The 18,460-nt window shown below is 36.4% G+C and carries 16 protein-coding genes; 7 read left to right on the top strand and 9 right to left on the bottom strand.

Translation table 11 applies throughout. The features are described 5' to 3' along the window. The first annotated feature begins 131 nt into the window (after positions 1–131). The 4 genes from LF886_RS11605 (at position 132) to LF886_RS11590 (ending at position 6,848) form a co-directional block, all read left to right on the top strand. Positions 132–746 (top strand): hypothetical protein, encoded by a 615-nt coding sequence (locus LF886_RS11605; protein ID WP_236854230.1) that lies wholly within the window; start codon positions 132–134, stop codon positions 744–746. Continuing rightward, the gene (locus tag LF886_RS11600; RefSeq protein WP_236854309.1) at positions 695–3,091 is read left to right on the top strand and encodes a reprolysin-like metallopeptidase; all 2,397 of its coding nucleotides are present in this window, start codon (positions 695–697) and stop codon (positions 3,089–3,091) included. Before LF886_RS11605 ends, LF886_RS11600 begins: the two co-directional genes overlap by 52 nt. Positions 3,092–3,225: 134 nt before the next feature. Continuing rightward, positions 3,226–4,857: a M1 family metallopeptidase gene (locus LF886_RS11595; RefSeq protein ID WP_236854229.1), complete on the top strand. Its 1,632-nt coding sequence runs from the start codon at positions 3,226–3,228 to the stop codon at positions 4,855–4,857. 134 nt (positions 4,858–4,991) lie between these two features. After that, positions 4,992–6,848: a PDZ domain-containing protein gene (locus LF886_RS11590; protein WP_236854228.1), complete on the top strand. Its 1,857-nt coding sequence runs from the start codon at positions 4,992–4,994 to the stop codon at positions 6,846–6,848. A 93-nt stretch (positions 6,849–6,941) separates the two neighbouring features. Here LF886_RS11590 and LF886_RS11585 read toward each other — a convergent pair whose 3' ends face one another. The 4 genes from LF886_RS11585 to pepE form a co-directional block, all read right to left on the bottom strand. Beyond that, positions 6,942–8,117 (bottom strand): sensor histidine kinase, encoded by a 1,176-nt coding sequence (locus LF886_RS11585; protein ID WP_236854227.1) that lies wholly within the window; start codon positions 8,115–8,117, stop codon positions 6,942–6,944. Between the two features lie 7 nt (positions 8,118–8,124). Continuing rightward, positions 8,125–9,498 (bottom strand): D-alanyl-D-alanine carboxypeptidase/D-alanyl-D-alanine-endopeptidase, encoded by a 1,374-nt coding sequence (dacB, locus tag LF886_RS11580; protein ID WP_236854226.1) that lies wholly within the window; start codon positions 9,496–9,498, stop codon positions 8,125–8,127. A gap of 104 nt (positions 9,499–9,602) precedes the next feature. Continuing rightward, on the bottom strand, positions 9,603–9,983 hold the full coding sequence (locus tag LF886_RS11575) for a hypothetical protein (RefSeq protein ID WP_236854225.1): 381 nt from the start codon (positions 9,981–9,983) through the stop codon (positions 9,603–9,605). Then, positions 9,964–10,659, bottom strand: a complete 696-nt coding sequence (gene pepE, locus LF886_RS11570; protein ID WP_236854224.1) for a dipeptidase PepE — start codon at positions 10,657–10,659, stop codon at positions 9,964–9,966. The genes LF886_RS11575 and pepE overlap by 20 nt, the downstream gene beginning before the upstream one ends. Positions 10,660–10,854: 195 nt before the next feature. Here pepE and LF886_RS11565 point away from each other — a divergent pair, with 195 nt between their 5' ends. After that, positions 10,855–11,391 carry a tetratricopeptide repeat protein gene (locus LF886_RS11565; protein ID WP_236854223.1) on the top strand — a complete coding sequence of 179 codons (537 nt, stop codon included), beginning with the start codon at positions 10,855–10,857 and terminating at the stop codon, positions 11,389–11,391. Between the two features lie 72 nt (positions 11,392–11,463). On the opposite strand, the gene LF886_RS11560 is transcribed toward LF886_RS11565, so the two are convergent. Beyond that, the gene (locus tag LF886_RS11560; RefSeq protein ID WP_236854222.1) at positions 11,464–11,952 is read right to left on the bottom strand and encodes a YdeI/OmpD-associated family protein; all 489 of its coding nucleotides are present in this window, start codon (positions 11,950–11,952) and stop codon (positions 11,464–11,466) included. Between the two features lie 185 nt (positions 11,953–12,137). On the opposite strand from LF886_RS11560, the gene fsa reads away from it, so the two are divergent. Further along, positions 12,138–12,791 carry a fructose-6-phosphate aldolase gene (gene fsa, locus LF886_RS11555; RefSeq protein ID WP_103234673.1) on the top strand — a complete coding sequence of 218 codons (654 nt, stop codon included), beginning with the start codon at positions 12,138–12,140 and terminating at the stop codon, positions 12,789–12,791. Between the two features lie 100 nt (positions 12,792–12,891). Continuing rightward, complete coding sequence (locus LF886_RS11550) at positions 12,892–13,884, top strand: serine hydrolase domain-containing protein (protein ID WP_236854221.1); 993 nt, start codon at positions 12,892–12,894, stop codon at positions 13,882–13,884. Between the two features lie 47 nt (positions 13,885–13,931). Here the strand turns inward: LF886_RS11550 and LF886_RS11545 are convergent, their stop codons facing one another. From LF886_RS11545 to LF886_RS11530, 4 genes are all read right to left on the bottom strand, one after another. Next, positions 13,932–14,792 (bottom strand): GLPGLI family protein, encoded by an 861-nt coding sequence (locus LF886_RS11545; RefSeq protein ID WP_236854220.1) that lies wholly within the window; start codon positions 14,790–14,792, stop codon positions 13,932–13,934. 20 nt (positions 14,793–14,812) lie between these two features. Continuing rightward, a complete protein-coding gene (locus LF886_RS11540) occupies positions 14,813–15,379 on the bottom strand; it encodes a sugar O-acetyltransferase (RefSeq protein WP_236854219.1) in 567 nt (188 codons plus the stop codon). 103 nt (positions 15,380–15,482) lie between these two features. Next, positions 15,483–16,370 carry a GLPGLI family protein gene (locus tag LF886_RS11535; protein ID WP_236854218.1) on the bottom strand — a complete coding sequence of 296 codons (888 nt, stop codon included), beginning with the start codon at positions 16,368–16,370 and terminating at the stop codon, positions 15,483–15,485. A gap of 56 nt (positions 16,371–16,426) precedes the next feature. Continuing rightward, positions 16,427–18,460, bottom strand: a complete 2,034-nt coding sequence (locus LF886_RS11530) for a M56 family metallopeptidase (RefSeq protein WP_236854217.1) — start codon at positions 18,458–18,460, stop codon at positions 16,427–16,429.

The following is an 18,460-nucleotide window of genomic DNA, read 5'->3' as shown; positions in this document are numbered from 1 at the left end:
ACTAATTAAAGTTTCTATTTCATCACTTGAATTAAAATCAATAAATAAATAATTTTAATGAATTTTTCGTATTTAATTTATTAAATTTGCATAAAATTCACAAAAACAAATCCAAATAACTATATTATTTTATGAAAAAGAAAATTATTTTCGTTTTTGCATTAGCAATTGGCCTGACGAATTTACAGGCACAACGTTGGGAGCCCGTATCCCAAAAAATTACTCCGGTAAGGAAAGAGGTTAATGTTATTTACGCTTACAAATTTGATCTTAATTCACTGAGAGAACTTTTAAGAAGTGCTCCGGAAGCAGGAAAAGGAAGCCCGGTAGTTGTCTCTTTACCTACTACTGATGGAAGAGTTGAAAGATTCTCTGTGTACAGCTCGCCTGTTGTTGAGAAATCAATGGCAGAAAGATATCAATTGGGAGCTTACTCTGGTGTAGGGTTGGATAATCCCAGCAAGCAGGTAAGATTCAGTACGGCGCCTAATGATTTCCAATCGATGCTTTTTGACACCAAAACAGGTCAATATGAATTCATAGAGCCTATTAATAAAGAAAAGGATGTATTCGGGGTTTTCTTTAAATCCAACAAAACATCAGACGGTAATCCTTTTGAATGTAAAGTATCTGAAACCGAGCAGTCAAAAAAGCAGATGAAAAAGCTGCTCAATTCAAAAAGTACTTTGGAAAAATCAGGAACTCAAAAAAAAGTAATGATCAAAAATACCGAACGTATAGGTTAGCTGTTTCTGTAAATGGTGAATATACCCAATTAGCAGGAGGAGTTCCCGGAGCAGCAGCCCGCATTAATGCTACTATAAACAGGGTAAACGGTGTCTACGAAAAGGATTTAGGAATTCATATGGTGGTACAGGATTTACCACAACTGATTTTTACCGATCCTGCTACCGACCCCTATTCAAATGTTGTTCAAAATGCTAACGGTTCTTATTCTGCACCTAATTCATGGAACCTGGAAGTTCAACAAACTTTAACGAATACTGCTGGTGTAGGGAATGGGACTTATGATGTTGGCCATTTTTTCGGACATAGAGGTGGCGGTGGATCTGCTGGTGACATTGGAAATGTATGTAGAAACCCTTCCAATAATAACGATGCTACTTCAAAAGGAGCGGGAATCACTTCTCCAAGTGTCAATGATCAACCTTTTGGTGATACCTTTGATATTGATTATGTAGCCCATGAGCTGGGACATCAGTTTGGAGGTCGCCATACGATGTCTGTCGTTCATCCTCAGACCGATCGTCCAATAGAACCAGGATCAGGATCTACGATTATGGGGTATGCCGGAATTACTGCAGCAAATGTTCAAATGCATTCTGATGCCTATTTCCACGTACTCAATATTGAACAAATACAACAATATGTAAATTCTCAAAACTGTGGTATTGTCACTCCGGTTGCCAATACTCCACCGGCAATACAGCCAATTCCTACTAAAACTATTCCCAAAGGAACGGCTTTCGTACTGACCGCAAGCGCTGCTGATGCCCAAAACGATCCTATGACGTATACCTGGGAGCAATATGATATCGCAACTACTAAATTTAATAATGTGGATGCCAATCGTACTAATGGAGCCAACTTCAGGTCGATTCTCCCTACAAATTCTCCAACACGTTATTTTCCAAAACTATCCAGTGTTCTTAATGGAAATCTTACCAATGCTCAGGACTGGGAAACGGTGTCTAATGTGAGCAGAGAAATGAACTTTAAAGTAACTGTAAGAGATAATAATCCTGATATTGCCCAACAACAAACTCAGAGCAGTTTGGTTAAAATAAATGTAGGAAATGACGGACCATTTAAACTATCCTCATCTACAGTATATAATAATACATCCGGGGCTATTACCTGGGATGTCGCCAATACAAACAATACTACTTATAACGTAGCAAATGTTAAGATAGATTATACAACGGATAATGGAAATACATGGACCGTTATCACACCATCAACGCCTAATGACGGAGTAGAACCGTATTCATTTTCTACACTTGCTGCAGGTGCCAATCTAAAGATAAGGGTAAGTGCTATTGACAATGTATTTTATGCTATTGGAAACGCTACTGTTTCAGCTGCTTCTGCCTGTTCTTCAACAGCACCAACAGGAGTTGCCGTTTCAGGAATAACGAAATCTTCTGCTACTATAAGCTGGCCAGGTGTACAGGGAGCTACTTATTCTTTACAATATAGAAAAACAGGAAGCACTGCATGGACTACCACTCCGGTCACTACAAATTCTTATCCTATTACAGGATTAGAAGAAGCCACGCAGTATGAAGTACAAGTAGCCAATGTATGCGCATCCGCAACCGGAACCTATTCAGCATCTACTAATTTCACAACACTTTCATTTAGTGTATGTGCCGTCTCTTCAGATTCTTCGGATGAATTTATATCCAATGTTACTGTAACTCCTACTGGTATGGCAGCTGTTTCAAATAACAGCGGTGCATCAGCTTACTCTAATTACACTACTGACGCTACAAAACTAATTACTCTTAAAAAAGGTTCTTCAGGTAACATCATCAGTATAGCTAAACAATGGTCAGGTACTAAATATAATGAAGGAGTAACTGCATGGATAGATTTCAATAAAGACGGAGTATTCTCAAGTTCTGAACAGATCTACACGAGTGCTCCTAGTAAAACAACTCCTGTTTCAGGATCATTCTCTGTTCCTAATGATGCATATACCGGAGGAAATATTATCATAAGAGTGATGATGGCTTACACTAGCCAGCCTGTGGATGCATGCACCAGCCCGGAATATGGAGAAACTGAAGACTATCCTATTCTTGTACAAGATGCACTTAGTACAAAAGATGTAACGCAAAACAACAGCACCATTCAGATTTTCCCTAACCCGGCAACTGATGTACTGAATGTACTTAAAGTTTCCTCTAAAGCTCAGTTTATCATTACTAATGCAGCAGGACAAACTGTAATGAATGGTCAGATTAATGACAATAAAATTTCTGTATCAAAACTGATTACAGGAGCTTATATCATTTCAATTGAAGACAAAGGAACTACTTCAAATCTGAAATTCATCAAAAAATAAAACCTATCAGTTTTTACAGCCCGGCAATGACCGGGCTTTTTTTATGCCTTCCAAAAATTTATATTTAATTTGAGCTCTGGCATGGGGCTATTAATTTAATTTTATACTTTTGAGAAGTATTAATAAAAATTGTAATGAAAAAATTATCATATACACTCTTATTTGCATCAGGGATTGTTTTCGGGCAGTTCTTTGAGAAAGATAAGACTTTCACCAAGCAGGATATTTTAAAAGGTTCCAATACTGAATTCAGAAATTTCTGGGATGTCAAAAAATATGATCTTTCTGTAGAGCCTGATTTTGAACAAAAAAGCATTAAAGGAAATAATACAATCAGCTTTGAGATCATCAAAGATGTTACCAATCCTGTTTTCCAGATTGACCTTCAGCAGCCCATGAAAGCTGATAAAATAGAAGGAAGCCTTCCTATTGTAAATTACAAGCAAGAGGGAGACTTTATTTTAATTACAACGAATAAAAAATTCAAAAAGGGAGAAAAATATACCATTAACGTTCTTTATTCCGGAAAACCTACCATTGCCAAAAATGCTCCATGGGATGGAGGCTGGGTGTTCACTAAAGATAGAAACGGAAATCCATGGATAAGCGTTGCTGATGAAGGAATAGGTGCTTCAATCTGGCTTCCTACAAAGGATATCTGGAGTGACGAACCTGATAATGGCATCGTTATGAACATCATTACTCCAAGCAATCTTGTAGGAGTTGGAAACGGAAGACTTACCAACCAAAAGACAGAGGGGAATAAAACGACATACACATGGGAAGTAAAAAACCCTATCAATGCCTACTCTATTATTCCCAATATTGGTAAGTATGTGAATTTCAAGGATACTTATGATGGGGAAAAAGGGAAGCTTGATTTGGATTATTGGGTACTTGACTATAATCTGGATAAAGCAAAGAAACAGTTTCAGCAGGTAAAACCTATGCTTTCTGCTTTTGAGTACTGGTTTGGACCTTATCCTTTCTATGAAGATTCTTATAAACTGGTTGATTCACCCTACTTAGGAATGGAACATCAAAGTAATGTTGCCTACGGAAACGGTTATCAGAATGGCTATCGTGGAAAAGATCTTTCCGGAACGGGAGTTGGGATGAAATGGGACTACATCATCATTCATGAAAGTGGCCACGAGTGGTTTGCTAATAATATTACGGCAAAAGATCAGGCTGATATGTGGATTCATGAAAGTTTCACCATGTATTCTGAAGTTCTTTTCACAGAAAAATATCTGGATAAAAAATCGGCAGAAACTTATATAATAGGAATTAGAAATACTATTAATAACGACATCCCTATTATTGGACATTATGGAGTAAGAAATGAAGGCAGCGGAGATATGTATCCAAAGGGAGCCAATATGCTTCATACGATAAGACAGGTGATCAATAATGATGAAAAATTCAGACAGATTCTAAGGGGACTCAACCAAGATTTTTACCATCAGACCGTTACCACCCAACAGATCGAAAAATATATTTCATCAAAATCAGGAATCGATTTCTCAACTGTTTTTGATCAGTATCTGAGAACAATAAAAATCCCAACCCTTGAGTATACTCAAAATGGTGATACTTTAAAGTTCCGATATGCAGATGGGGTAAAGAACCTGAAATTACCTATCATCATTAATGGTGACCAGACTATCAATCCTACAGAAAACTGGCAGACCGTAAAGCTTAAAAAGAATACTCCGGTTGAGTTTAACCCCAACTATTATATTAATTTTTATAGCACTACATAAAGAAAAAGGCAAATTCGCGGATCAAGCAAATTTGCCTTTTTGCTTTTTAAGTTTAAAATTTTATGAAAAGTTTAATACTTCTTCCGTAACAAAGTGACAAAAAAAGCAACTATTTAACTATTAATGTAAACCTAATGAGAAAAACAGTACTTAGTCTAGGTATTTTTGCTTCTTTTTTAGCAAATGCTCAGTCTATAAAAACAACCATTGATCTTGTCAATGTAAAAGATGATAAAGTAGCCGTTACCATGGATTTTCCGAAAATGAAATCCGGGGATATCAAATTTCATTTCCCCAAAACGGTTCCGGGTACTTATTCTATAGACGATTATGGAAGATTCATCGAAGGGATCAAATTTTACGATAATAAGGGTAAAGAACTTACTTTTACCAAAGTAAATGATAATACCTATTCATTGAAAAATGCTCAGGGCCTTTCCAAAATCTCTTATCTTGTGAATGACAGCTTTGATGAAGAAAATGATACTTCAAAGCATAAAGCGGTATTTTCTCCGTCAGGAACTGATATTGAAGCAGGAAAAATATATATGATCAATACCCATGGGTTTATCGGATATATTGAAAATATGCAGGATGTTCCTTATCAGCTGGTAATTCAGAAACCCACTGACTTCTACGGAACAACAGCTTTGGTAGATCAGGATAAATCTGAAGCTACAGATACGTTTACCCTTGCCAATTATGCTAAGGTAACCGATTCTCCGTTAATGTACACAAAACCGGATTATATTACCTTCAATGCTGGAGGAATGGATCTTGTACTGGGGGTATATTCTCCAACAGGAAAATACAAAGCAGCAGACTTCAAAGAAAATCTGGAAAAAATGGTTGTCGCTCAGAAGAAATTCCTGGGGGATATGAATACCAATAAAAAGTATGCAATCATGCTTTATCTTTCCGGTGGTGACGGACCTAAAGTGAAAGGTTTCGGAGCGCTGGAACACCATGAGTCAACAAGTGTAGTGCTTCCGGAAGGAATGCCGAAAGAGGCTATTGACAATACCATTACAGATGTGGTTTCTCACGAGTTTTTCCACACAGTAAATCCTCTGAAAACCCACTCGGAAGAGATCCACTATTTCGACTATGCAGATCCTAAAATGTCTCAACACTTATGGATGTATGAAGGGGGTACAGAATATTTTGCCAATCTATTCCAGATTCAGGAAGGTTTGATCAATAAAGATCAGTTCCTTCAAAGAATGGCAGAGAAAATTGCTAATTCCAAGAGCTACGATGATACAATGCCGTTTACGGTAATGAGTAAGAACGTATTGGTGGAACCTTATAAGGACCAATACAGAAATGTTTATGAGAAAGGAGCTCTTTTGGCAATGTGTCTTGATATTGAGCTAAGAAAGCTTTCTAACGGAGAAATGGGATATCGTGATATGATCAGAAAATTGTCTCAAAGATTTGGAGAAAACAAACCTTTCAAAGATGATAAACTGATTGATGAATTGGTAACAGTAACCGGATACCCTCAGGTGAAAGATTTTTATAATCAATATATTGCAGGAAACCAGCCAACTCCTTATGCAAAATATCTAAGCATGGTAGGTGTGGATATCAAAAAGCAGGAAAGCCAGCCCGTTTTCTGGTTTATTAAAGACCCGAACCAGACTGGTTTTGATGAAAAGAACAATGCATTTGCTTTTGATGACCATTCTGCCCTATCTCCATTTGCAAAAAGCATAGGATTTAAAATCACCGACCAGGTACTTGCCATAGATGGAAAAACAGTAGACATCAAAAAAGTACAGGATTTTATTGCCTATACAAGAACCATCAAAGACGGACAAGACGTTACGGTAACGATTTTAAGAGATAATGCCGGTAAGAAAGAGAAAATGAACCTGAAAGGAAAGGCTATTCTGGATAAAATGATATTGGAAACTCCTTCATTTAAGGCGAATCCAACTCCGGAAGAACTGAAACTACAGACACAGTGGCTTACGGGTAAGAAATAAACAGAAAAGCGGGGAAATTTTCCCCGCTTTTTATTTTCTTCAAGTTGTATATTTAAACCTTATAGGTTTATTGTTTGTAAAACTAAATTCCAATTAAATACCCTCTCCTTTCCTTATTGTTATCCTAAAGGTACTTCCCTTTCCAACTTCAGTCTGGGAAATCTTAATATCACCATTGTGGTACTCATGAATTACTCTTCTTGCTAATGACAATCCCAATCCCCAACCTCTTTTTTTGGTAGAATATCCGGGATTGAAAGCGTTTCTCGCCTGCTGTTTTGTCATTCCGCTTCCGTTATCCTTTACTTCGACCAGAATATTTTTGTTCCTTTCAAAAATTGACATCGTAATAGCCCCTTCACCTTTCATAGCATCTACAGCATTTTTTACCAGATTTTCAATCACCCAGCTCATCAGAATTTTATTGTGAGGAACCAAGACGGTATAAGTAGGAAGATTCAACGTAAAATTGATTTTCCTTGAAATTCTAGTCTTTAAATAATCATAATTCTCCTGAATCGTTTTATTGAAATTCCTATCATTCAACTCAGGAACAGAACCTATTTTTGAGAATCTCTCAGAGATGGTTCTAAGCCTTTCAATATCTTTTTCAATCTCATGCACCCCCTCCGAATTCGGATCATCCAACTTCATTATTTCTATCCAGCCAATCATGGAAGATAAAGGAGTTCCAATCTGATGGGCCGTTTCTTTAGCCAGACCTGCCCAAAGATAACCTTCATCTGTCTTTTTGATGGTCCTGAAAAACCAGAACGAAAACCCAAAATACAGCAGAATAAACAGTCCTAAAATATAAGGCGAATACTGAAGATTATTAAGCATACGCGAGTTATCATAGTACACAAACTGATTATTTCCATCAGGTACTTTGATTTCAATAGGATCATAATTCTTCTCCATCTTCAGGATCAGGCCCTGAAGCTTTTCAGGATCTTTTATGGTACTTTCAGGAATATTCCGGTAGTATCCAAGATCAAGAATCGGATTTTTAAATTTATCTGTTACGATAAACGGAATGGTATTGTTAATATTAAGGATATCCGGCAGCAGATCCAGAACATCTGTATCCGGAGTTTTTACTTCCTGCTGTATTCTTATCGCTTTAGAAAGAAGGCTTATCCTTTTGATCTCCTCTTTTCTGAGAAAATTAATAAGCGATGTTGAAGCCGCTACAATGGCAATAACCAAAGTAGTCATAACAACAAAAATAATCCAGTTATTTAGCCTGGTGAGTATAGATTTTCTCAAAGGTATTTTATTTTAAAACATTCAGGATTTTCTGCAGCTCTGCACTTCCACTTCCCTGATAGTTGTTGATAATAATCGAAAATACATATTTTTTACCATCTTTTGCGGTATGGTATCCTGCAAAAGATTTGGTATCTCTCATGGTTCCGCTTTTCATTTTCATTCCATTGTCCTGAGCCGGGAATCCATCGTAGTATGCTTCAAACCATGATTGCTTTTTAGCATATAAAAGGGCCTGCACTTCTGCTTTTGCCGCTACATAATTCTGTGGGGAAAGTCCGCTTCCGTCAGCAAAATTGATCATATTAGGATTGATTCCTTTTGATTTCCAGAATTCTTTCAGATAGGCCACTCCACTTTTGAAACTTGGATTTCCCTTTTTCTCTTTTCCCAGGGTTTTAATAAATGTTTCTCCATACAGATTAACACTTTTTCTCAGAAACCAGTACACCATTTTATCCAGCGTTGGAGATTGGTACGTCAGAATAATGGTATTTTTCGGAGCTTCTAAAGCTTTTTTTCCTTCTATTTCAAGTTGTGAATTGGTTACAGCTTTTCCTGAAAGTTCAATTCCTGATTCTTTCAGCCATTGTTTTACTTCTGCCGCCAGCTGTAAAGGTGGATTAGGAGTAGAACCGGAAACCATTACCGTCTTTCCCGCCGGAAGCATTCCGTTGATCAATGCAACATTTGAATGAGGGGCAGTGAAAATAAGACTCTGATCTGAACTTCCGCCTGTTTTCAGATCATTCAGCCATTGTACGCCTTCTAAAGGATAAGAAAAGCTTTTAAAATCTGTTCCGCTAATATTGATATCAAACTGGTTTTCTTTCCAGTTGATTCCCCATACACCTGCTCCATAGTAATTTCCAAGGTCATCCCACGGCCAGCCTCCCGGAATGGTTTGATGGTCAAAATAAGAATCATCAATGACCAGATCTCCGGATATTTTTGTAATCCCTGAGTTTTTAATGGCATCCATCAGCTTCTTTTTAAAATTTTCAGGTTTATAGGCATCATATCTCCAGCTTCCCAATGTAGGATCACCATTGGAACTAATGAAAAGGTTTCCGCTAAGCGTTCCTCCTGATATATTCCCGGAATAGCTGGAAGTTGTTGTATAAGTATAATTCTTTCCTAACGTTTCCAAAGCAGCAGCAGCGGTAAAAATTTTCTGGGTAGAAGCTGTGGAAAGTCCTTTGCTTCCCTGATATTCGTATATAAAGTTGCCGTTTTCATCTGAAACATAAAATGATAAACTCGAAGAAACTGCCCCCGAAGAATCCATAAGATCTTTGGTTACTTTATCTAATTTCTGGGTCATATTCTGCGCAGCAACCATCTGTACAGAAAGTGTGAGAACAGCAAGTATTTTTTTCATTGCATTATTGTTTGGTTCTTAACTTCATTTATGTTTGGCGATTCTGCTTATCATAAACCTTTAAAGGTCTGAGCAGCTCTCGCCCCATTTTTACTCAAAGATAGCTAAAAATGTATTTTTTCATATTCCCGGAGGTCATGATGACTGAAAAGGATCTTATGGTCGGGAGATTTCTCGAATGACTGGTCATATTTAAAGTATTTCTCATAATCATCCTCGTCTGTAAAAATATCCAGCTGGCAGGATTTTATATAATTGGATTTTTCGCCGTAATCTTCTATAAAATATCCTGAATCATTCCAGTGCTCCTGGTGACAGCGTAGACAGCTTTTTTGATGAACAGCTTTATGACCGCATATCTCACATGTTTTTACAGATAGATCTGTATATTTTGCGGTAATATCTTTGATAGCGGCATTCAGTTCTAAATTCTCAGAATAGGTATAACAGCAACGTCTTCCTGTTTCATGATAATGAGCTTCCACTCTCTATTTCGTAAGGCTCTTTCCCTTTTTCAAAAATCCTTGTCAGTTCGCTTCCCTCTACAGTAATTGAATCATCTGTTCTTCTAATCCAGTTTCCTTCTCTAAGGCCTACAACCTTGATGTCATTCTGGGTAAGAAACTCTTGAATACGGGTTTCTCTGGTTTCCCCATTGTGTTTCAAATCCGGATTAGGATCAAGGTAATGAGGGTTGATATTGAAAGGGACCAATCCCATACACTCAAAACTTGGCGGATATACAATCGGCATATCGTTGGTCGTTTTCATATTCTGCCCTCCGATATTGCTTCCTGCACTGCATCCAAGATATGCTTTACCGTTCAATACATTTTCTTTTAATACAGACATCAGACCTTCTTCGTGTAATGTTTTAACCAATAAAAAAGTATTACCACCTCCGGTAAAATACCCTTTTGCCTGGTGTAGGGCTTCCTTTTTATCTTCAAATTCATGAAGTCCTTTTACTTTTATATTGATGGTTTCAAAGAAAGAACGGGCTTTTGCAGTATAGTCAGCATGGGAAATTCCCCCTGGTCTTGCAAAAGGGATAAACACAATTTCGTCAATTCCTTTATATAGTTGAATTAATTCTTCTCTTAAATATTCCAGATATTCTCCACCAAAAATTGTGGATGTTGAGGCTAATATGATGTTCATACCACGAAATTATATTTATTATTAAAAAAGTGAATCACAAAGATAACCTCAAACAGTAACGAATCAAAAATTAATCTAAAAAAAACCTCAATCCCGTTAATATTTTCTAAAAAATCTTAAAGCCTCTAAAATTTATGCTTTTGTGGAATTATTATTGAATTTTAGATTATGAATTTAAAATATAAGATTATGAAAATGAGTAAAATTAATAGCAGAAACCTTTTCTTAGGTTTAATATTAGCAGGAAGTGTAAGTCTTGTAAATGCACAAACGACTCAGCCGGAAACATCGGCTTCAACGAGTCAATCGACCAACCCAACTATTGAAGGTCTTAAAAAACAAATTGAGGCCAATCCAAAGGATGCAGAATCATTAGCAAAATTGGCTAATGCCTATCAGGAAGCATCAGACTGGACCAATGCCATTGATACCTGGAAGAAAATATCCGTTTTATTGCCGGACTGGGCACCTTCTTATTACAGCCAGGCCTATGTGTATCAGGCTTCAAAAGATGATGCCAATGCAAAAATTGCCTATGAAAAGTACATTGCGACTGTAAAACCGGAAGAAGTAGAGCAAAATAAGAAAAATCTTGCCTATGCCTATTTCTATCTTGCCTTTTCAGAACAGCAAACTGATCCTAATAAAGCGAAAGAGCATATCGCCAAGTCAATACAGTATGACCCAACTAATCAAGATGCTGTAAAGCTTAGCAAAGCTTTAAATTCATAAAAAAAGACCGGAAAAATTTCCGGTCTTTTTTTATTATAAAAGTCTGACATACGCCATCTTGGTTCTTTCCATCTACTCAATCCTCTTTCCATAAAAATCTGTTTCCCCATGCAGATGCTTCATTATTTTCTCAATATTCCGTTGGATACTGGCTTCTGTTTTTAGATTATTGATATATCGAATCAGCTCATGTCTTCTTGATGGAATCAGATTTTCGAAATTTTTTGCTGCTAAGGCACTTTCTCTGATTGACTTTTCCAATTGGGGGTGAATAGCAATACTTCTGTCAGAATCATCATATTCCAATACAACTTCTATGACTTCGCCGATTCTTTTTGGGGAATTTTTCAACATCGTCAGATTAATATACAGCCTCCATTCACCCAGATATTTCATTAGGTTTTGTGTAAATTCCTTTTCATTTACAGTTCCTTTTACGGGAATCGGGCTTTTATTTCTCCCTGATTCTTCAAAAATCCTGTCCAAAATCTCTTCCGGAACAAATACAAAAGGATTAATTCCTATGATGTCTAATGTGGCGGTGAAGCTGTTGTCTTTCATGGATAACAAATTTAAAAGCTACAAGCTAAAATAACTATTTGATTTAAGATCAGCATAAAATTATTTTTTCTCCCTCTATAACCCTCCCACTCTTTTACTCTCAAACGGAATCTTTGTAACTCAAAATTCATACTTCAGAACCCAATTAATTCCCTATCTTTGTATCAATAAATCTATTTATCAAAATGAAATTTTTTATTGACACAGCTAATTTAGAGCAAATCAAGGAAGCAAGAGACCTTGGAATTTTAGATGGAGTAACCACCAATCCTTCATTAATGGCAAAAGAAGGTATTCAGGGAGCTGAAGCAATCAAAAACCATTATAAAACGATCTGCGAGCTTGTAGATGGAGATATTTCTGCTGAAGTTCTTTCTACAACGTATGAAGAAATGATTAAAGAAGGAGACGAATTGGCAGCTATTCACCCAAATATCGTTGTAAAGATCCCTATGATCAAAGACGGTATCAAAGCTTTAAAATATTTTTCTGATAAAGGAATCAAAACGAACTGTACATTGATCTTCTCTGCTGGGCAGGCTCTTTTAGCAGCTAAAGCAGGAGCTAATTATGTTTCTCCATTCTTAGGAAGATTAGATGATATTTCTACAGACGGTCTGAACCTTATCGAAGAAATCAGATTGATTTTCGATAACTATATGTTCGAAACTGAGATCTTAGCAGCTTCTATCCGTCATTCTATGCACATTATCGATTGCGCTAAAATCGGAGCTGATGTAATTACATCTCCACTTCCTCCGATCTTGAGCTTATTGAAGCACCCATTAACAGACAGTGGTTTGGCTCAGTTTATTGCAGACTCTCAGAAATTAGCATAATAACTGACTCTTATTCAGATATAAAAATCCCGGAACTTTGTTTCGGGATTTTTTTGATTTAACTACTTTACATTATCTGAATCCAAAAACAAAAAGAGCCATGAAAAAAAATGTCATTCTATTTACCCTATTTTCTTTTGTTTTCGGGTTCTCTCAAAACATCATTTTTTCAAAGGAAAAACTGGAACAGCTTAATCAGTTTAATCTTGAAAATAAGAGCCGTGCTTTTATCATTTTTCAGAATGGAGAAATCATTAATGAAAAATATTTTGGAACAAAGATGATTGACAAACAGCCTTTCGATTCAAATTCTAACTGGTACTGGGCTTCTGCCGGGAAATCCCTGACCGCTGTTCTTATCGGAATTGCTCAACAGGAAAATTTGCTCAACATCAATGATCCGGTATCAAAATACATTGGAAAATGGACCGGAATGGATAAAAGTGCTGAAGATAAAATTACCATCAGAAATCTTCTGACCATGACTTCCGGACTTGATTATTCTAAAGATCAGGCCTGTGAATATGGAAACTGTTTTGTTTTTAAAAATCCAGCTGGGAATTTCTGGTATTATGATACTTCAATCTATTCCCAACTGGCAAAAGTGATTGAAAAGGCAAGTCATAAAAGTATGGATGAGTATACTTCTGAAAAGCTTTCAGGTTCGGGAATTTCAGGAAAATGGATTCCTTATGAGAACGGACTTGTATTTTCAAGTACTGCAAAGAGCTTTTTACAATTCGGAAAACTTGTTTTAAATAAAGGGAAACTGAATGAAAAGGTCTATTACAAGTATGACAGCTATTTTCAGCAAATGACTGATACTTCACAGGACCTCAACCCTTCCTATGGTTACCTTTGGTGGCTTAACGGAAAAGAAAAAGCAAGGGTTCCCGGATTTGAAAAATCGTTCAGTCAGTCACTGGTTCCTGGTGCTCCTAAAGATATGTTTTGTGCATTGGGTAAAAACGGTCAAATCCTCGATATTGTTCCCAGCAAGAATCTTATTATTGTAAGAATGGGGGAAAATCCAAATGTATACAGCAATATGATACAATTCCACAGAGAACTTTGGGATAAGATTTTGAAATAAAAAATGCCTGAAATTGTGTTTCAGACATTGTATGATGTATTGGAATATTATTTCAACAGATCCAGTTCAATAATGTTATTTTCCTTTTTAATATTGGCTTTGGCCACTGCTTCCTGATCTTTTAAGGCTTTTTCCGGGTCCATCAATTTTCCTGATTCATCTATCATTTCCATGAGAACTCCCTGTGCCATCATTTGTCTTTCACTCTTGATGGGATCATTACAATAGTCTTTAAATGCTTTTTTGTATTTTTTTTCGTTAAGTGTGATGATAGAATTATACCGTTCTTTATCTTTGGTACTCTTCCATTCATAGCCTGCCTGAAGTTTTTTAGCTCCTTTTAATTCGAATGAATGGGTACGGCTATGGTCTTCAAGTTTTACAATCAATCCCGGAAGTCCATGAAATTTATAGGGACCATCCTGAATGGGAAGATCTGTTGTAAACCATGCCGTCCATTTTCTGCCAGCGAAATCACAAATAGCTTTTTGTGCATTGAATTCTCCTATTTTTTCTTTTTCAGGAAGAATTTTCCATTCCTGTTTTCTGCTTTCCTGTACCAGGTATTCTTCAGAAGCAAGAGTAGTAAAGAAATTAACAGAATATTCCGGGTACATTTTTTCTATACTATACCGTATTTTACCTTTAAATTTAAATCCTGAAAGATTAAAATTTCCGCTCTGAGACTGCTTGTCAATCATAGCTCTCATTATGGAATCTGATTCAAAATAATCTTTACTGTAAAATTTGGAGCCTTTTGGGGCAATATCCAATAACATGATTTCGGTTTCCTGTTTTTCTTTAGCCGTAGAATCGATGATAAATTTATATTCGTAAATAAATCTTTGATTTTGGGCATTCGTCATCATAGCCATTATGAGGCTGAATAAGATGATAATTTTTTTCATGGTTAGTTTTTGATATAGTTTTAGTTTTCTTCTTTTATATTTTTAACAATCCTACAGGGGTTTCCCACTGCCACTACATTGTCCGGGATATCTTTCGTTACTACACTTCCTGCACCAATCACAGCATTATTTCCAATAGAAACTCCGGGAAGTACTACGACATTCCCTCCCAGCCACACGTTATCTCCAACTTTGATCGGATGTGCATACTCCATGCCTTCGTTTCTCTGTTTTGCATCCAGTGGATGGCCTGCTGTATAAAAGCTGCAGTTGGGGCCAATGAACACGTTATCTCCAAACTCTACACTTGCACAGTCTAAAATGACAAGGTTATGATTGGCATAGAAATTCTCACCTACTTTTATGTTATACCCGTAATCACACCAGAAGCTGGGTTCTATGCAGATATTTTCTTTGATACTTCCGATAATGTTTTTGAGTAATCTGTATCTATTTTCTGTATCAGAATTTTTCAGTCCATTATATTCCCGGCACAAATCTTTGCAGGCAATACGTTCCTGAATCAGTTCTTTATCATAATTGGCATTGTACAAAAGTCCGGCTGCACATTTTTCCTTTTCTGTCATAATCTGGAATTGTAAGTTCTGGGATTAAAGATACATAATACAAAAAAAATACAGCAAGATTAGTACTAATCTTGCTGTATTTTAATCCAATAGAAACGGCTTATTATTTATATAATTCCGGTTCTATTTTATTGTTATTTTTTAGTTGCTCTTCTTTTGCTCTTTTTTCGATATTTCTATACATTTCATTCATATCAATACTTTTCCCATCCTGGTTTCTCATATTTACAACAGCTCCTCCAGGAAGAGTACTTATCGTCTGCTTCATATCTTTTGTAGGGTCAAGCAGATAATCTTTCCAGGCTTTTTTAAACTGCTTTTTGCTGATCTCTATTTCTTTACCTCCTAAACCTATTATAGCCAGGCCTGGCATTTGAATATCCTCTTGCGATGTGGCTTCCGTTTTCTTGTTACCCATTAGAGTCATGATATGAGAGCCTGTTTTATCCTCAATTTTAACAATAAGGCCTGGTAGTCCATAGAATTTATAGGGGCCATCCTGAAATGGAATATCTGTAGAAAACCATGCTATCCAGCTTCTTCCTCCATAATTTGTGGTTGCTTTCTGAGTATTATACTCTCCGATCTTCTGTTTTTCAGGAAGAATTTTCCATTCTGGTTTTTGATCTTCTGCCATTTTATAGGCCGTATTCCCAATATTTTCAGAGAATGAAACACTATAATCCGGATACTTTTTGATCACAGTTGAAGAAATTGTTCCTTGCTTTATATTTCTTTTGATATTAATACCGCCTCCGAATCCTCCTTTCATCTGCTTAGCAATATCTGCTTTCATCGTTGAATCTGCAACAAACTTTTCACGGCTGTAATATTTGGATCCATTTTTATCAATATCCAAAAACATAACATCACTTTTCACATCTGCTTTATTGGTAGAATCAGAAATATACTTATAGTCATAAAAGAATCTGTTGACCTGAGCACTGGCAAGTACTCCCAGAAACATAAAAAATAGAATTTTAATTTTCATAATGTATTTTTTAAAAAAGGCTTTGCCAATTGATATTGACAAAGCCTGATGGAACTTTAATTCTTTGTCTGGATTCTTACTTCTCCCTGTTTAAGATCTCCTTTCTTCTGAGTATTGACATTGACTCTAGATATATTACTTGTATCTAATGAATTGATATCATCTTTAGAAACTTCTCTCCCGTCAATATAATATTTGTATTTTACGTCATCACTACCGCTGATTTTGAACTTTTTCACCCCATTCATTGCAATGTTTCCGTTGCCGTCTTTTTTAATAAAATCTGCATTCATTACGATAACATTAGGTGAGCTGCTAGCAACTTTAATAAAAGTTCCGTCCTTAAAGCTGATTGATCTTTTCTCTGCTTCTGCGCGGGCTTTTGCACCCTCTCTTCTGAAAGCCTCGCTTTCTATCTTGGCTCTTGCACTCTCTATTCTGGCAACTTCACTTTCTTTTCTGGCTTTATCTCCTTCTATCCTTGCTCTTGCACTCTCTATTCTGGCAACTTCGCTTTCTTTTCTGGCTTTTTCACTCTCTATTCTCGCATTTGCTCTCTCTATTCTGAAAGACTCGCTTTCTTTTCTGGCCTTTTCGCCTTCTATCCTAGCTTTTGCACTCTCTATTCTGGCTTTTTCTCCTTCCACTTTAGCATTTGCTGCTTCTTTCATAGCATTTTTAGCTTCTGCCATTGCTTTGCGTACTTCTTCTTTTTCTTTAGGGCTTAGGTCTTTATAGTAGACCGTTTTATTGGTTTTGAAATACGTTATTTTCGGTTCTTTGGGTTCTTTGGGAGGAGCAGGCGGAACTGGCAATTTTTCTATTCTGGCTGCCGCTCTTGCCGCTTTTCTGGCTGCTCTTTCAATTTTACGAAGCTCTTTTTTATCAAGAGGATCCATATTTTCAAGCTCCTTCATCTGATTCTTCCATTCAGCAGAATTGAAATATTCATCAACTTCAGCATTTGCTGCAATCTCTCCTATCTCAGATGCCAGATTGCTTATTTCTTCTATTTTATCACTGAAGAGAGCACTTTCAGGATCCAGTCCATTCAGCTCCTTCTCCTTTTCTTTTATTTTTTTCTCTAAATCAGTCAATTTTGTGTGATCTTCTGCTGATAAAGATTTCAATTCTGAATTTATTTCCTGTCCAGATTTTTCAGGTCTTACAGTATCTTTTTTGATTTCTGAAACGACTTTTTTAATAGAAAGGTTTGTTTCTTCAATTTCTCTGTTTTTAGCATTTACCAGATAAGCAAAGGCTACTGAAAATAAAACCGGTAATGCAAAAATTCTTCGCGCATATCCGAACTTGGTTTTTGGTTTTTGTAACATCTTAAGTCTTTTTTTAAGGTTTGAACTTAGAAACGGACTGGCAACAGCCAACTGTGTTCCGGAAAAGTGGCTTGCTAAAAGCATCTGCGCAAATGCTTTGGTGTCCGATTGTTTGACGGCTTTTTTATCAGCCAGGTATTCGTGGATTAAACTAATTTCTTTTTTGATGATATGAAAGAACGGGTTGAACCAGAAAACAGACGTAATAATCTCGATAAAAATTTTATCAAAGGAATGTTTCTGTTCAATATGTACCATCTCATGCTTTAAAATCTGTTTCCCGATATCTGAATGCAAGGTGATAGCATTCTTCCAGAAAAGGTTTTTAAAGTACGAAAATGGAGCTTCAGTGAGGTCTGTACGGTAAAAATTGATCCCGTCAAAACTCTCTTTCTGAAACTGTTTTTTAAACTGCTGGATTTTAAAAATCCCATAGATAAGTTTCCCTAAAAAATAGAGAGAAACCAGTCCCAGAGCTGAAAAAATAATGTTAAAATAAAGGTTACCATTGTCTATGTTTTTTTCTGTTTTAAAATTTTGAATCTTGTCAAGAAGCATGTACATATCATTATTTACTTCTATCGTAAAATCATCTACTCTGATGAGCGGTAATAACAGTGATATCACAATTGCTGCCAACAGATAAAATCTGTTATAATGATGGAATGTCTTGTCTTTTAAAGACAACTGATAGTACAAAAACGTTACACCCGAACATAAAATAGTTTTCCCAAAGTATAAAAGTATTGCTTCCAT

It is taken from the genome of Chryseobacterium sp. MEBOG07, assembly GCF_021869745.1.
Classification (GTDB): domain Bacteria; phylum Bacteroidota; class Bacteroidia; order Flavobacteriales; family Weeksellaceae; genus Chryseobacterium; species Chryseobacterium viscerum.
The sequence above is the reverse complement of the archived record's forward strand: the minus strand, read 5'-3'. Positions and strand labels throughout refer to the sequence as shown.

Bases quoted from the DNA above. Each gene is read 5' to 3' on its own strand.
- LF886_RS11605 (WP_236854230.1), top strand. From the start codon at position 132: ATGAAAAAGAAAATTATTTTCGTTTTTGCATTAGCAATTGGCCTGACG.
- LF886_RS11595 (WP_236854229.1), top strand. From the start codon at position 3,226: ATGAAAAAATTATCATATACACTCTTATTTGCATCAGGGATTGTTTTC.
- LF886_RS11590 (WP_236854228.1), top strand. From the start codon at position 4,992: ATGAGAAAAACAGTACTTAGTCTAGGTATTTTTGCTTCTTTTTTAGCA.
- dacB (WP_236854226.1), bottom strand. From the start codon at position 9,498: ATGAAAAAAATACTTGCTGTTCTCACACTTTCTGTACAGATGGTTGCT.
- pepE (WP_236854224.1), bottom strand. From the start codon at position 10,659: ATGAACATCATATTAGCCTCAACATCCACAATTTTTGGTGGAGAATAT.
- LF886_RS11565 (WP_236854223.1), top strand. From the start codon at position 10,855: ATGAGTAAAATTAATAGCAGAAACCTTTTCTTAGGTTTAATATTAGCA.
- LF886_RS11560 (WP_236854222.1), bottom strand. From the start codon at position 11,952: ATGAAAGACAACAGCTTCACCGCCACATTAGACATCATAGGAATTAAT.
- fsa (WP_103234673.1), top strand. From the start codon at position 12,138: ATGAAATTTTTTATTGACACAGCTAATTTAGAGCAAATCAAGGAAGCA.
- LF886_RS11550 (WP_236854221.1), top strand. From the start codon at position 12,892: ATGAAAAAAAATGTCATTCTATTTACCCTATTTTCTTTTGTTTTCGGG.
- LF886_RS11545 (WP_236854220.1), bottom strand. From the start codon at position 14,792: ATGAAAAAAATTATCATCTTATTCAGCCTCATAATGGCTATGATGACG.
- LF886_RS11540 (WP_236854219.1), bottom strand. From the start codon at position 15,379: ATGACAGAAAAGGAAAAATGTGCAGCCGGACTTTTGTACAATGCCAAT.
- LF886_RS11535 (WP_236854218.1), bottom strand. From the start codon at position 16,370: ATGAAAATTAAAATTCTATTTTTTATGTTTCTGGGAGTACTTGCCAGT.
- LF886_RS11530 (WP_236854217.1), bottom strand. From the start codon at position 18,460: ATGGAAGCAATACTTTTATACTTTGGGAAAACTATTTTATGTTCGGGT.